The 16,162-nt window shown below is 38.6% G+C and carries 11 protein-coding genes, 1 tRNA gene and 1 pseudogene; 6 read left to right on the top strand and 7 right to left on the bottom strand.

Annotation, left to right across the window (positions count from 1 at the left end; genetic code table 11):
• Positions 1-10 precede the first annotated feature (10 nt).
• Positions 11-954 (bottom strand): annotated as a pseudogene (locus tag DK207_RS03385) (IS5 family transposase).
• Positions 955-2,212: 1,258 nt separating this feature from the next.
• Here DK207_RS03385 and DK207_RS03375 point away from each other — a divergent pair.
• The gene (locus DK207_RS03375) at positions 2,213-2,443 is read left to right on the top strand and encodes a hypothetical protein (protein ID WP_109439983.1); all 231 of its coding nucleotides are present in this window, start codon (positions 2,213-2,215) and stop codon (positions 2,441-2,443) included.
• Positions 2,444-2,721: 278 nt separating this feature from the next.
• Here DK207_RS03375 and DK207_RS15805 read toward each other — a convergent pair whose 3' ends face one another.
• The gene (locus tag DK207_RS15805) at positions 2,722-2,898 is read right to left on the bottom strand and encodes a hypothetical protein (protein WP_171293617.1); all 177 of its coding nucleotides are present in this window, start codon (positions 2,896-2,898) and stop codon (positions 2,722-2,724) included.
• 340 nt (positions 2,899-3,238) lie between these two features.
• Here DK207_RS15805 and DK207_RS03370 point away from each other — a divergent pair, with 340 nt between their 5' ends.
• Positions 3,239-3,448: a hypothetical protein gene (locus DK207_RS03370; RefSeq protein WP_004639604.1), complete on the top strand. Its 210-nt coding sequence runs from the start codon at positions 3,239-3,241 to the stop codon at positions 3,446-3,448.
• Between the two features lie 188 nt (positions 3,449-3,636).
• Entirely contained in the window at positions 3,637-3,783 is a 147-nt protein-coding gene (locus DK207_RS15745) for a hypothetical protein (RefSeq protein ID WP_162540200.1), read from the top strand.
• Between the two features lie 150 nt (positions 3,784-3,933).
• On the opposite strand, the gene DK207_RS15870 is transcribed toward DK207_RS15745, so the two are convergent.
• From DK207_RS15870 to argG, 3 genes are all read right to left on the bottom strand, one after another.
• The gene (locus DK207_RS15870) at positions 3,934-4,167 is read right to left on the bottom strand and encodes a hypothetical protein (protein WP_109439982.1); all 234 of its coding nucleotides are present in this window, start codon (positions 4,165-4,167) and stop codon (positions 3,934-3,936) included.
• A 658-nt stretch (positions 4,168-4,825) separates the two neighbouring features.
• On the bottom strand, positions 4,826-5,509 hold the full coding sequence (locus DK207_RS03360) for a pirin family protein (protein WP_109439981.1): 684 nt from the start codon (positions 5,507-5,509) through the stop codon (positions 4,826-4,828).
• Between the two features lie 194 nt (positions 5,510-5,703).
• Entirely contained in the window at positions 5,704-7,047 is a 1,344-nt protein-coding gene (argG, locus tag DK207_RS03355; RefSeq protein ID WP_075315351.1) for an argininosuccinate synthase, read from the bottom strand.
• A 291-nt stretch (positions 7,048-7,338) separates the two neighbouring features.
• Between argG and DK207_RS03350 the strand changes: the two genes are divergently transcribed.
• Both DK207_RS03350 and DK207_RS03345 read left to right on the top strand, forming a co-directional pair.
• Entirely contained in the window at positions 7,339-9,369 is a 2,031-nt protein-coding gene (locus DK207_RS03350) for an NADPH-dependent 2,4-dienoyl-CoA reductase (RefSeq protein ID WP_109439980.1), read from the top strand.
• 86 nt (positions 9,370-9,455) lie between these two features.
• Positions 9,456-9,545 (top strand) — tRNA-Ser (locus DK207_RS03345).
• 370 nt (positions 9,546-9,915) lie between these two features.
• Here DK207_RS03345 and DK207_RS03340 read toward each other — a convergent pair.
• Positions 9,916-12,168, bottom strand: coding sequence for a TonB-dependent receptor (locus DK207_RS03340; protein WP_109439979.1), 2,253 nt, complete (start codon positions 12,166-12,168; stop codon positions 9,916-9,918).
• Between the two features lie 215 nt (positions 12,169-12,383).
• The gene (locus tag DK207_RS03335) at positions 12,384-12,617 is read right to left on the bottom strand and encodes a hypothetical protein (protein WP_109439978.1); all 234 of its coding nucleotides are present in this window, start codon (positions 12,615-12,617) and stop codon (positions 12,384-12,386) included.
• A 310-nt stretch (positions 12,618-12,927) separates the two neighbouring features.
• Between DK207_RS03335 and DK207_RS03330 the strand changes: the two genes are divergently transcribed.
• A complete protein-coding gene (locus DK207_RS03330) occupies positions 12,928-16,140 on the top strand; it encodes a type VI secretion system Vgr family protein (protein ID WP_109439977.1) in 3,213 nt (1,070 codons plus the stop codon).
• Positions 16,141-16,162 lie beyond the last annotated feature (22 nt).

Here is a 16,162-nt window from a genome sequence, read left to right as displayed (position 1 = left end):
TGAGCTAAATTTAAGGCGTAATTTGGGTAAGTGGTCGACCTAATTCCGTAAATCTGTTGAGGACTGCTACACGTGCATGAATCTCATTGACTTGGCTATCAAAACGCCTTGCTCTGAGTTTATCTCCTAATAATTTAATGCAGTGCATCTTAGTTTCAACCAAACTTCACCGATGATAGCCTGATTTTTTCCATAGTGTCCTGCCTGAGAAGCACTGCTTCCAAGATTAACTGTTCGAAGTAATTCATTTCGATCTAGCGAGCTGCTCTTTGTATCTTTCCAAGGTTTCGCATTTTTTCTAGGTGGAAACACCGCATGCGCTTGCCGATCTGCAATGACCTCACGGCATTGCTTGGTGTCATAAGCTCCATCGGTATAAACAGAGTCAATCTGCTCATCTTGTGGAATCTGATTAAGTAAATCACCAAGCACCTGTGAATCACTGACATTATTGGTTGTAAGCTGAATAGCGCGTATTTGTAGAGTTTTAGCATCTATGCCAATATGAAGTTTACGCCATTGGCGACGATATTCAGGTCCATATTTCTTGCGTTTCCATTCGCCCTCACCTAGAAACTTCATGCCTGTAGAGTCTATGAGTAGATGCAGCCCATCGCTACTTTTTTGGTAATTGATTGCAATATTAATATGCTTTTGTCTTCTACAAAGCGTGGTGTAATCTGGAGCTATCCAATTTAATCCGCAAAGTTTAATCAGACTTTGCACAAAGCCAGTGACCATACGTAAAGACAGACGGAATAAGGATTTAATCATTAAGCAGCATTGGATGGCTGCGTCGGAGTAGGTTTGATTTCGCCCTTGTTTGCCTTTTGATGGCGCATACCATTGCGTAGCAGGATCAAACCAAATGGCAATATTTCCGCGACTCATAAGTGCTCGGTTATATGCGGGCCAATTGGTTGTGCGGTAGATTTTGTGTGTAGGCTTCTTCATTTGAAAATTATATCGCTGAAAAACCCTTTACAGATAGGTTTGTGCAACAAAGCCGATAACAATTAAAAAATAAAGGAAAGTTTTTATTGGTTTTATTATCGATAAGTATTAATGATAATATATTGTTACATAAAAAATTGGCACCAATTTAGCACCAATTATTCTTTAGTTGTTGATTTTAATATGAAAATATTACGTTGACATCGTAGAGGTCTCCAGTTCGAGTCTGGATATACCTACCAAAATTCACTGTGAAAACAGTATATTAAAGCCCACTCAAAAAGTGGTTTTTTTGTTTTCGGTGAGTTCAATCTATGGGGGCATGATATGATGAGGGCTTTAGATAGAACGTAGATTAATCATAGGTAGATTTATCAGGATCAACGTATTTAATCGATAAATTATTTTAAGCAAACACTGCTTGAAAGTATTCATTAGTATTTAAAATAACGTCATAAGCAACATTAAATTTCATAACTTGACCTTGTACAACGGGTATGGCCTATTTTTGCTGTAGTGAGCGAAGTTATAATAGTTAACTAAGTTTATTAAAAGCTCATCGAATGGTGAGCTTTTTTGTTGTAAGAGTAGTTTATAGAATAGTAAGTAAATTTAATACTTAGATATTACTATTTATAATTAGGCTAATTTTTTAAGTGCTAAATACATATACATGATAACAACAGCAAGACTTAATCACACCTCATCTTTCGGCGGAAGTGGCGATGAACGTAACCCAAAAGAAAAATTTATAGACTATTGTGAATCGAAATATTTTGCTTCTAGTCATTACTCTTATTACTCGAGGAAATTGTCTAAACGGGAATTAACTGAAACTGAATTAGTAGAAAAGCAGAAATGTGAAGACGCAATAAATAAAAAATTTACGACGGAGGACTATTTTTCAATTGGTTTAATTCTTATTGCATTTTTATTTTTTTCGATTTGCAATATGAAGGGATATCTTTCAGTAAAAAAATTTGAACGCGAAACAGGTAAGAAAGCTGACATGTCTACTGAGATGGTACCTATATCTTCGCTCTCATTTGTTTTAACTGCCTTTCTCTGGTTGATACTCTATATCATGTATTATGCATATCTTTATCATAAGTATCCATATTGAGTATAGTTCTGAAAGTAACTTTCCTCTAGATTTGCCGAACGGATTATGGTGCACAAAGCCTCACTAACACAGATGTGATAGCGGGGCTTTATATTTTATGTGTTAAGCTGAGATTCATAATTATGGATTCTTAAAATGTATATTTGTATTGGTGGCGATTTAGATGGGGAAGTAGTTATAGGTCGTGAAGGCACATATTTTGAAGCGAGTGAAATTAACGCCGAAAAAAAGTCTACATACAATCGTCAGACTTATATTATTGGTGAAAACATTTATCGTTTTTGGCTTTGCGCGGAAATGACCTACGCTGAAACAACCAGAATTGCGAATAACTATTTAGCTCAAGAACATTCTTATCTTTCGTAACTCAAATATTTAAAAATAAGCCCGCCCATTTTGGTGGGTTTAATTTATATAGAGTGAGTTAGTCGGATAAATATTGGTAAAAAAAACCAATTAAAAAAGCCCCTCATATCTGAGAGACTAGTTATATCAATTATCTGGTATGAATGGCTGCAATTTCTTAAATAGCTAAACAAATCAAATTGATAAAAGTAGTTAATAGTATAATAAATCAGTGCACTAATTTATTCTTTATAGTATCAGAGCCTCAAAACTGATTCTAAGGCGCTATTAATAAGAAATTATTTGTTATTTGGATCAGGTTGTTCATTATTCTCAGGCAGATCCTTTACGGTGCCAGGAACTTGTGTGGGTGGTGTTTCAGTAGGTGGAGTTACTGCAGAATGCTCCATTGCTTGAGCTTTGATAACTTTTGCATGGTTTGTTGTATTTTGAGAAAAACTTTTGAAACCTGACATTTTTATCTTCTTAACTTCACTGTGGAGAACCCATAGTACGCTTTATAAACCGTTATACTACAGTTGTTTTAAGAACTATATGTGTTGATATGTGCTAAAAAAGATGTTTATCTCGAGGAAATATTTCATAAATAAAATCAATTATATATAACTGCTTGAGTAGTATCGTTTAAAGCTTGAAACTACACTGTGCAAATTTCAAGTGCGAGTACATAAAACACACATATATATTTTGATAAGAGATTTACTAAACAAACAATAAAACCTAAAGGTTGTAAAATTATAGTTTGTATTCGATAGCCGCTAAGCATAGTATGATTGATTAAACAGGAGCATATGAATGCTAAAAGACATTACAATTATTGATTTTCAAGGCAAAGAAAGAAGAGCACAGGCAAACTATACGGAAGTAAATGCTAATAAAATCAATCATTCATCGAGAGTTCGGAAACCTAACGTTGAATATATTTTATTTAAAGGAGAATTTATCTTTCCTACTTTAGATTTAGTTTTCAACAGCTCTGATGGCAATAGCTATTATATAGAGTGAGCATAACCCACTTCGGTGGTTTTTTAATGCTTGACGCTTGAGATGGAAAGAAATGAGCAGAGCAGATTAGCGCTTACTCTCATTAGTGCAAAGCGATTCAACTTTCTGAACTGATTACGGCGCAGAAAGCCTTGCTAAGACAGATGTGATAGCGGGGCTTTTTCTTTTTCATATTCGAGGATCAATCTATGAAATTTGTAAATTGTCAGGGTTATGAACAACGGAGAGAATGGCTACATGACCTAGCAAAACAATCATTCAGTTCAATCCAGCGAGCAATTGAAGTTCTCTCACGTGTTGGAACGGTAATTCCCCCGAAAAATAAAAAGATCTAAAAAGTAGAATTTTCTCTTGCGGTAGAAGCAGGAGGTTCTGCACAAAATATATAAATCCACTGTGAAATCAGTATATTAAATCCAAGTCAAAAGTGGGGTTTTTGTGATTGTATGATTGTAAAAACAATCTTAGAAGGGCGATAGGGGTATCTATTCTAATTCAATTTGATGGTCGTCTTTTGTCACTTTAATTTTCAATTTTTTATATTTTCGCTTATTGGGATCAAGTGCTGAGTTTTTCACCTCTGTTGCAAACACGGAATCTTTCATCAAGGTCCCATATGCTTTATATCCTAAGATTATACGATTTGGCGGTTGACTATTTCTAGAAACGTAATAATCAATCATTTGATTTAATTCATTTAAAAGACTTGTATCGCTCATGGTTTAGATGCATCACTTTTAAGAATTTATTAAATAATAATATAATTCAACTTTGTTATTTATTTGAAAAATAGAAAAAATTTATTAAATCATTGTCATAAAATTGAAACATAATTGAAATAATTTTTTAAATTACATGATATTTCAACCTATCTAAATCCTTTAACGATTTCTTGAAATTTAGATCGATAAGCTTAATAAAGAATTGTTTAAAATAAGAGATTCTTAAAAGTGGTTAAGCATTTTAAGCAAATTTCAGGTAGAAAAATGAGAGGGCTTATGCGGATAATTGAGTTTGAGCCTATATACCATCTTTTAGATGGGGAGGATGAATGTAACACAAAAGAGAAATTTATAGGTTTTTGTGAGTCAAAGTTATTCGCGTCTAGCGATTAGTATTATTGTATGTGTTACTTCAAAACTGGTAGGAGTTTAACCCCCTTGACCCGAATAAAAAATGGTGATAATTTAAACAATAAGGAAGTCATATACGATTTGGGATTTAAGAGAAATCTTGCCTAGATAATAAACGTTATGACAAACCCGTATATATCAGCTAACAACGAACGAAACGGTTCTGATCGTTTTTAAAAATGTTCAAGGTTGTAGAAAAGCCCGTAAATCGGGCTTTTTTAATGTCTACAACTTAGAAGGACCATTAAGGCAAATCAAACCAAATCATTTGACTGTCTTGTGATGCGGTAATGGTTGCAGTTTCATCAAACAGTAAAGCATCACCAGCTTTGACTACATGATCAGCAATCATAACTTCACCAGAGATCACATGAACATAGTTCACTTTTTTCTTTGCACTGATCTCTAATTGTTGACCCTTTTCAAGAACAGCAGTTTTCACTTCTGCATTTTGACGAATCAACATTGGTGCAGACTCATCACCTGCAATCAAATGCCATTGGTTAGGATGATCTTTCGGATTTAAGTGAATTTGCTGATAAGTTGGTTCAGCATCTTGTACATTCGGTTGAATCCAAATCTGTAACAGATGTACCGCTTTATCATGCTTATTCATTTCACTATGGGTAACGCCTGTACCCGCACTCATCAACTGCCATTCACCCGCATTGATTTGACCCTCATTGCCCATACTATCTTTATGAGAAATGGTACCATCAAGAACACAAGTTAAGATTTCCATGTTGTCATGAGGGTGAGTACCAAAACCATTATGTGCAGCAATGGTATCGTCATTAATCACGCGGAGAGCACTGACACCCATATATTTCGGATTGTACCAGCTCCCAAATGAAAAGCTATGGTAGGTGTCTAACCATCCTGCTTTTACATGGCCACGGTTTTCACTACGATGTAGATAAGCATTCATCCTTCATCTCCTAAATTATTGTGTTTTGCTTAATGCTTATATTATTGATTCATAATAGTGATAGATAGTCTTTAATTGCGACATATTGTTCTATAAATGCAATGATTAAATATGATGTATTTTTATGAGTTGAATAAAAAAGGCCGAATAAAATATTCAGCCTTTTCAAATTATTAAGCTAATTTACCAATTTATTATTTTGATTTATTTCCAAGTTGCGGAATCGCAGAACCTTGACCTACAGAAAGTAAACCAGTTTCTGTATAAAGACCAAGTTTTGCACGGGTATCAGTAATATCCAGATTACGCATTGTTAACTGGCCAATACGATCCATTGGTGTAAATACTGAATCACCTTTCTCCATTGTTAAACGTTCAGCTTCATAAGTGAGGTTAGGAGATTCAGTGTTCATAATCGTGTAGTCATTACCACGACGTAACTCTAAAGTAACCGTACCCGTAATAGCTTTAGCCACCCAACGTTGTGCTGTTTCACGTAGCATAAGTGCTTGTGAGTCGAACCAACGACCTTGGTAAAGCAAACGACCTAAACGTAAACCGTTAATACGATATTGTTCAATCGTATCTTCGTTATGAATACCTGTCACTAAACGCTCATAAGCAATGTGCAATAAAGCCATACCAGGTGCTTCATAAATACCACGAGATTTGGCTTCGATAATACGGTTTTCGATTTGGTCAGACATACCTAAACCATGGCGACCACCGATACGATTCGCTTCTAAGATAAGTTCAACAGGATCTTCGATACGTTGACCATTTAATGCAACAGGGAAGCCTTCTTCGAAAGTGATTGATACTTCTTCAGCATCAATTTTTACATCATCTTTCCAGAATGCAACGCCCATGATTGGCTCAACGATTTTGATACCAGCATCAAGATATTCTAAATCTTTTGCTTCGTGAGTAGCACCCAACATGTTTGAGTCAGTTGAGTAGGCCTTTTCTTTTGACATTTTATAGTCAAAACCATTGTCGATGAGGAATTGTGACATTTCCGCACGACCACCCAACTCATCAATAAAGGTTTGGTCTAACCATGGCTTGTAAATTTTAAGCGCAGGATTAGTTAATAAACCATAACGATAGAAACGCTCAATATCGTTACCTTTATAAGTCGAACCGTCACCCCAAATGTTCACATCATCTTCTTTCATTGCAGTGACAAGCATTGTACCCGTTACTGCACGACCTAAAGGTGTAGTATTGAAATAAGGAACACCACCAGTGCTGATGTGAAATGCACCACATTGAATCGCAGCAATACCTTCAAGCGCAAGTTGTAAACGACAATCGATTAATCGAGCTTTGACTGCACCGTATTGTTCAGCTTTCTTTGGAATCGCATCATAGTCATCTTCATCAGGTTGACCTAAGTTTGCTGTATAAGCATAAGGCTCTGAACCCTTTTGCTTCATCCACAATAAAGCTGCTGAAGTATCGAGACCACCAGAAAAGGCAATCCCAACTTTTTTGCCTACAGGTACGTGCTGCAAGATAGTTGCATTATCAGTCATTGCTTGTCCTAACGTTTATTAGTAAAGACCCCAATTCGGTGGTCTTGAGAATAAAAAATCGGAGCTATTGTAACACTTTTCATTGAGCTTGTTTTCTCCAAAGAAAAACTAAGCAGAAAAATTATCTGTTCTTCATGGGGAAGATTGAATTTTTGAGATGTAAATCATAACGGTTACATTTGTTTTGACTTTAGTGTCAGCATTTTCTTAAAAAAAGCCATAAACACAGATAAAAATTCAGTTAAAGTACTATGCAACAAGTTGCAAAGCCAAAAATATAGAAGGAAAATCATGACTAGCTATGCAAATATTTTAAAACCATTACATTTGGGATTTACCACCATTAAAAATCGTGTGGTAATGGGCTCTATGCATTCAGGCTTAGAAGATCGGTTCTTTAACTATCCTAAACTTGCTGCTTACTTTGAAGAAAGAGCCAAGGGTGGTGTTGGACTAATCATTACAGGTGGTATTTCTCCTAATCGTCAAGGTTGGTTGTTGCCTGCTGGCGGTACTATGAATAGTTTGGCTGATATTCCTCACCATCGTCTGGTAACCCATGCCGTACATAAACATGGTTCAAAAATTTTAATGCAAATTTTGCATTCTGGTCGTTATGGTTATCATCCATTTTCCGTTTCTTCATCTGCGATTAAAGCACCGATTAATCCGTTTAAACCGCGCCAAATGTCAGATTCTCAGATTTTGGCAACTATTAGTGATTATGCGCGCTGTGCTAGCTTGGCAAAGAAAGCGGGTTATGATGGTGTGGAAATTATGGGTTCAGAAGGTTATCTGATTAACCAATTTCTAAGCAATCATGTAAATAAACGTACAGATCGCTGGGGCGGGGACATTGAAAATCGGATGCGTTTCCCTGTTGAGATCGTAAAAGCAATTCGCGCTAAAGTCGGTGAAAAATTTATTATCGCTTTTCGTTTATCGTTGTTGGATTTAGTACACGACGGTAATACCATGCAAGAGGTAATTACTGTAGCCAAAGCATTAGAGAAAGCTGGTGTAACGTTATTAAATACAGGTATTGGTTGGCATGAAGCACGTATTCCAACGATTGTAACGTCGGTACCTCGTGCAGCATTTGTAGACTATACCGCAGAAGTTAAACAGCATCTTTCAATCCCGGTCATTGCATCTAACCGTATCAACATGCCTGATGTGGCTGAAGAGATCGTTGCATCGGGTAAGGCAGATATGGTGCAAATGGCACGTCCATTCTTGGCTGATCCATATTGGGTGAATAAAACCGCGACCAATCGTGTTGACGAAATTAATACCTGTATTGCTTGTAACCAAGCTTGTCTGGATCATGCATTCAAAAATCAGCGAGTGACTTGTTTGGTCAATCCGCAAGCGTGTTTTGAAACAGAACTTGTTTATATCAAAACCAAAAAGCCAAAGCGGATTGCAGTTGTGGGTGGTGGGGTAGCAGGAATGTCAGCTGCGACCGTTGCTGCAAGTCGTGGACATGCGGTGACTTTGTTTGAAGCCAATAATGATGTTGGTGGTCAGTTTAATCTAGCTAAAGTTGTGCCTGGAAAAGAAGAATTTCATGAAACGATTCGTTATTTTAAAGTACAACTTCAGCAAACAGGTGTCGACGTTCGTTTAAATACGCGCGTAAGTCGTGAACAATTAGAAAGCGAAGGTTTTGATGAGGTTGTGGTTGCAACAGGGGTTGTACCGCGCGAGTTGAAAATTCAAGGCAGCACAGCACCACAAGTCTTGTCTTATGCAGAAGTTTTAAGAGGTGCAGAAGTCGGACGTAAAGTTGCAGTGATCGGTGCGGGTGGTATTGGTTTTGATGTGTCTGAGTATTTATTAAAACCACCACATCAGCCTCAACCACAACCTTTAGCGGAATGGCAGCGTGAGTGGGGGGTGGATCCTGAAGCAAATTATATTTCAGAAGGTGGTATGCAACGCCCTGAAGTTGAAGCACCTGTTCGTGAGATCTATTTATTACAACGTAAGACTACGCCACTCGGAATTGGTTTAGGTAAAACCTCTGGTTGGGTTCATCGTGCGCAATTGAAAAAACACGCAGTGCGTATGCTTCGTGGTGTGCAATATAAAGCAGTGACTGATGAAGGATTGTGGGTTGAACACAATGGGCATGATCAATTATTGCGTGTTGATACCATTGTTGTTTGTGCAGGGCAAGAATCTGTGAAGGATTTGATGCCTAAAGAGGGTGAGAATACTTTTGCGAACTATCATATTATTGGTGGTGCGAAGCTTGCGGCTGAGTTAGATGCTAAACGAGCGATTCGAGATGGCGCAGAGTTGGCAGCAAGACTCTAGTAATTGATGAAACATTATGCATTTGAATATATTGCAGTTAAATTTTTCTTGAATAAAGGAAACAAGCTTTGTATTCTTACGCACATGGAAGCGTGGCAGAGCGGTTTAATGCACCGGTCTTGAAAACCGACGAGGGTGTGAGTCCTCCGTGAGTTCGAATCTCACCGCTTCCGCCAAATATCTAAATAAGCCCTTGTTTTTACAAGGGCTTATTTTTTATCTGTGCTTTTACCCCTCAACTTATCACCTATAAAGTTTTGGGCTAGAAAAATAAGAATCAAATGGCAGAAATTGTAATAATTAATTTGAAAGCTCAAAATGTGATTTGTATTCTAAATTTTATAATTGCGAATAAGTAATTAATTTCATAGAAATTTTAAATAGTTATAGTGGTCGACTAATGAACTAAGTGATGAATAGGGGGCACCATGACTTTTTGCAAGTAATGGTGCGGTTTAAAATGGTTTTGATCATCTCAATAATGAATTTGAGATAAAACGATGTGAAATAGTAGTTGGGTTATGTCTGATATAACGCAATTTCTGATTACCACTTATGGCTATAGGTTACCTTCAGTGTTACACCATTCGCGACTAAGTGACTTGTATTATTGCCAGATCTTAATAATTGGCTGTAGAGCGGATAGTACTTGCGGTTAAACATATTCTCTAAACCAATCGTCATCGTATCCTTTTTATTGAGTGCAAAACTACTCAATAAATCGGCAGTGGTATAAGATTTCACATCATAGCGACCAAAACTATTCTTGCCCTCTAGACGATAATCCTCTGAACCGAAGTAAGTTGCTTGTAGACGGTTTGTCCAAGTTTCAGTTGGGCTATAAGAAATGTAAGCTGTTAATTTTAATGGTGGGATGCGGAAACCAGTCATATCGCGGTCTTTATCACTGCCTTGAGGTTTTTCACGACCATTCATCCATGTGAGACTACCGCCAGTTCCCCAAATACTTGCATCGTCAAGATAATCTACAGTTGCTTCAACACCCGTTACTTTCTCTTTAGTTCTAATCATATCCAAACTATTACTTACTGGCTGCACAGCACCAAGGTCAGAAGTGGAGTGGAATACAGCTAAACTTGAAGAGAAGTTATTGAAATTTCCTTTCCAGCCCAACTCATAGTTATCAACTTTTACTGGTTCTAAAAATGATGAGCCAAGATTAAAGCCTTCACCAGCGTTCCGGATGACTACACCGACATCAGGCAATTGAAAACCTTGGTTAAACGATGCATAAATTGAGTGTTGATCGTTTGGAGAGAAGGTCATATTAGCATTATATAACCATGCATCAGCTTTCACTTTTCCGCCTGGAACGGTGTAAGGGTTAGATTTACCTAATTGTGATAATGGCACAAAGCTATCAATTTTCGCATAGCTATCTTCATAACGCGTACCAGCTTCAGCTGACCATTGGTCATTAAATCGGTGTTTTAATTGTACAAAGCCACCAACACTTTGTGTGGTGAGTTTAGGTAAATAAATAAGTTTGCCAATTTTTACAAACTCTAAACCTCCAGATCGATCATAAATGTCAGGATCGAAAATATCTAAAGGCATTTCGCTTTTTTCACGGCTAAAGTCACTACCCCAAACCAATGATGTATCACCTAAAAATTCGAGTGGTGTCGTCACAGTTAAACGGCTACCCAGTACATTATTTTCTTGATAGATTTGATCAACTTGCCCACCGCGTGGGCTGACCTTGTCTGGAGCAACACGAGCGTCAAAGGGTGAAAAACGAGTGAAGAAGTCGCGGTAATAAATTTGAGTATCAACCTTATTGCCAAAAAAATCTTTATGGTTATAAGTCAAATTGTATATTTGGTTTTCATTTTTAGTTTGATCTTTTAGCTTTAAGCCTTTAATGGCTTTCGCTGGTACAGTTCCGGCAGGGGCATTCTTCACACTTGTGTCAGATGCATAATCAGAGTCTTGCTCAGCATTATAATAATTTGCTGCAAATTGTAGATATTGATTGTCATCAATATGATAACCCAGCTTACCGCCTATGCTATATGCATCAGCATCGAATAAATCGCCCTGACTTGGTTCAGGCGCAACACGTTTGCCCCGTGCATCGTAAGGACTACCAATACGTTGATAACCAAAGTCTAAAGCGTAGTCGAAATTATTTAAACTGCCCGAAAAGTATTGATGAATATTTCCACTTAATGCATCAGAACGAAACTTTGTCAAAGGATTTTGCAAGCCAATAACCGTTTTAGCCGTAGGTTCACCTCCAGCAGCTTTTGTTGTAATTGAAATCGTTCCACCAGCAGCACCGCTACCATAAATTGCATTACTACCGCGGATGACTTCTATACTGCTAATACTTTCAGGATCGATTGACGATAGACCTCTAGAGGTATCTCGAGTTAAATTCATGGGAACGCCATCTACTAAAATAAGCGCATTACGACCACGTAAAGTTTGACCATAATCAGTAATGGTGCGGCTTGAATCTGATAAGCCTGGGACAGCTTTTGCGAGGACAGTCGCAATATTGCCAGAAGATGCATTTTTTAAAAGATCAATTTGCTGCTCATCCAGCTTAGTCACTTGTTTAGCAGAGGAAGAAAGCTCATCTGCACGTGAAGCAGTAATGGTAATAGTAGGGAGGGTTTCAGATTTTTTTTCAACTTCTGTTGTTTCAGAAGGCGAAGCTGCAAAAGCTGTATTTGAAATAAAAATAAATCCACTAAGTGAAAGAAGTGGGAGGAAGTTATTTATTTCAGACTTTCCATTAAAAAAACCATAACTTTTTGTCTTATTGCCCATTATCTCGCCCTGAGAGTAATTTTAAGTTGGCCGAATTATATTTGAGAATGATTGTAATTTACAAACCAGATTCACGCGTTCGATGAGAATTTCTATTCAATAGCGTGAGTAGCTAGGTTTAGGTGCTAGCTATATAAAGAGGGCGATGAAAAATATTTTTGAAGTCAGGTCGCTACATAGTAAGTATTTTAATGGATGGTGCAATGTTGTTTAACTTATTCAAGTTCTAGCTGATGATCATCTTTGGTAACTTTAATCTTGATTTTTCTATACTTGCGCTTATGTGGGTTGAGTGCTGAATCAGTAACCTCATTTGCAAAAGTTTTATCGTTCATTAATGTAGAGTAGGACTTATAGCCCAAAATGATCCGTGCTGGTTTCTGATTGTGTTTTTCAATGTGTGCATCAATTATCTGGTTTAATTCCTTTAGAAGGTTTAGATCACTCATTTTCGGGTACATCACTTTTAAGAATTTATTTAAGAATAGTTAGGTTTTAAAAGAATATCTACATGATTTTTATTGTTATTTTAAATGATATTTTTCATTAAATTGCAATCTTTCTGTGTTCTATCAGGAGGGTTAAATCAATTCGGTAAAGCCATTTGTTTTTTTAAGAATGATGAACAACGATATGCAAAGACTTAGAGTGAAAGTTATAAAATGACAAAAATTGTCACAAATAGACGGGACGGTCTGAACATCTGATTGAATTTTCCTGTAAAATGCCCTCACGTTTAAAAAAACTCAATAAGAAGCGATGTTCAAGACTATCTTTGCTGCATTAGAACAACTCGGCTTAACCGCACAAAAACGTGCGATCCACATACAATTTGCCAATCCGAGCTTAAATCAACAAGTCTTCCTCCAAAAAATTCAAGGTCAGCATGCCATTAATCAGGGCATGACTGCAGAACTGATCTGCCTATCCACTAACGCCCACATCCCATTAAAACAATTCATCGGCTGTCAGGCAGCGATAGACCAAGTCACCGATACAGGCACACTATTTAGAACCACAGGGATTATCACAGAAGCCGTACAAGGACAATCTGACGGTAGCCTCACGCTGTATAAACTCAAACTACAAGATGCAACTGCGCTGTGGCATAAACGCCGAAACAGCCGCGTGTTTATGAATAAAAATGTACTCGACATCGTACAAACCTTATTCAAAGAATGGCAACAACGCAGCCCGCTATTTGCATCGAGTCTTACACTCGACCTGGGTGGGATCAAACAAGACTACGACATCCGTCCCTTTGTGATGCAAGCCAATGAAAGCGACTACGACTTCATTACCCGCTTACTCAGAAGTGAAGGCATTAACTGGCTGATTGACGAAACCCAACTGAACGTTGCCAACAGCACCAGTCCAATCCAAGCCCAAAAACTCCGCTTGATCGATGACAACAGCCAATACCAAGCCTTAAATCGAAGAACAATACGCTACCACCGCAGCAGTGCCACCGAACAATACGACAGCATGACCAGCCTCATTGCAGAACGTTCGTTACAACCGACCGCAGTCCATATCCAACGCTGGCAAGCCGATGCCCTAGAACAAGAAGATGGGGCAGGTAGCGTCCAAAGCAAACACCAACATAGCCAACAACACGACAACGCCAGCTTAGGACTCGAAGACGCATGGCACTTCACTCCAGCATGGATGCAAGACCTCAACGGTGAAGATGGTGCAACCGCTTCAGGCAACACCCAAATCGAAAAACTGAACCAACACCTCAGCCACTACCATGATGCCCAAGCCAAACAATTTATCGCCAATACTACCGTGCGAGACACCCAAGTGGGCTACTGGTTTAAACTCAACGAACACCCAGAGATCGACCAACACAAAGGATCTGATCAGGAGTTCTTAATCACAAAGAAGGATTGGTTTAATCAAAACAACCTCCCTAAAGATTTAAACCAACAAATCCAAAGTTTGATCACACAAAGCCAATGGCAAGATCACCAAAACACGAATAGCGCAAATTCAGAAGAACGCCAAGCCAACCAACTGACGCTACAACGCCGTAACATCAAAACTGTACCCGAATACCATCCACTGCAACACCGTCCAACTGCTCACCCACAACGTGCAAGAGTAGTGGGATCTGAAAGCGAAGAAATTCATGTCGATGAATGGGGGCGCATCAAAGTTCGCTTCCTATTTACCCGAAATGATGACCATAGTCATGATGGTGGCGCAGGCAGCAACAACAACGATACCGACTCAGCATGGGTGGATGTACTCACTCCTTGGGCAGGCGAAGGCTATGGCGCACGCTTCCTACCACGCATTAGTGAAATCGTGGTCATCGACTTCTTTGATGGCAACATCGACCGTCCCTTTGTCACAGGACGACTCCACGAAGCACACCGCAGCCCAACTAAATTCGATGACCAAGGACAACTGCCTGACACCAAAAAACTGGCAGGGATCAAATCCAAAGAATATCAAGGCAATGGCTACAACCAACTACGCTTTGATGACACCACCGGACAGATCAGCGCTCAACTGCAAAGTAGCCATGCAGCCAGCCAACTCAATCTCGGTAAACTGAGTCATCCCAAAGCTCAAGCAGAAAGCGAAGACCGAGGCGAAGGCTTTGAACTACGCACAGACCAATGGGGCGCGATCCGAGCAGGCGAAGGCTTACTCATCACCACCCATGCACAAGCGCAAGCCGAAGGCGAACACCTTGAAGCGCAAACAGCCAAACAACAACTCGAAGGCAACCAAAACAGTGCCAAAGCCCTGAGTGAAGTGGCAAAGAACCAACAAACGGATGAACTCGAAGCCTTAGAACAACTCAAAAGCTTTGCAGAAGAAATTCAGCAAGATATAGCCAAATTCAACAAAGCCTTATTACTACTCAGCTCACCGAATGGGATTGGGCTTAGCACCTCAGAAGATATTAATCTATCCGCGGATGGACAACTGAACCAATTTGCAGGGGACAGTATTAACCTGACCACGCAAAAGAACCTGATTGCCCAAGCCAGTCAAAAGATCAGTTTATTTGCAGCGCAAAATGGAATTAAACAAGTTGCAGGCAAAGGCAAGGTTGAGATACAGGCACAAGGAGATGGCGCTGATTTTATTGCTCGTAAAGACATCCAGATTATTTCCACAGAAGATACGATTTATATCACTAGCCCAAAAGAAATTGTATTTACCGCTGAGAGTTCGCAGCTCAAATTGAATGGTTCAGGGATTTTCCCAACGACAGGTGGAAAGTTTGAGGTAAAGGCGGGGCAGCATTTGTTTAAGAGTGGGGCAAGTGTAAGTGCCAATGTCCCTCAATTACCAAAAGCTAAACCAATGCAAGGGGCTTTGGAGTTATTACGAAGCTATGGTGGCGAAAACTTCTTTAAGCAGAATAGTTATAAAGTAGTTGATTCGCTCGGCAAGCAAATTACAGGCAAACTCAATGCAAATGGTTTTGCTCAGGTGACAGGTATTGCACCTGGTCCAGCAAAAGTTGTTTTTGAGAAAGATGACACGAGTGCATGGCTACAAAGTAGTGATTTTAGCCGTGATTATACGTGGGCTGAACCTGTTTCAGGCGTTGCTGCAATGATGCAAAATGCTTTGGGTTCATTGGGGCAAAATGCAATGTCCCAATTGAAAAGTAACCTTCTTTCGATGGACAAAAATAACTTTAAAGACTTAGGTAAAAATACTTTAAATAACTTAGTTGGACAAACAGTAGGACAGATTAAAGATCAGGTTACAAATAGCGCGCTCAATACAGTCTCCAAACAACTTAATCTCAATCTATCCGTCAATCAAATGAAAAGTCTTGGTCAAATGGCAATAAATCCAAATCAATCTCTTGAAATGCTCAAAGAGCAAGGCAAAGATTTTTTCACTGATCAAGCAACCGCAAAGTTATCTCAATTCACAAAAGTAGACTCTCCGATTAAACAAGGTATGGTCGACACCTTCTCTAGATCGAAAAAGTAGATGGGATAAAAAAGCTCGAAGT

The sequence above is a fragment of the Acinetobacter haemolyticus genome (assembly GCF_900406815.1).
In the GTDB taxonomy this organism is placed as follows: Bacteria; Pseudomonadota; Gammaproteobacteria; order Pseudomonadales; family Moraxellaceae; genus Acinetobacter; species Acinetobacter haemolyticus_A.
Note: the sequence above shows the minus strand (reverse complement) of the source record. Positions and strands in the feature narration are given on the sequence as shown.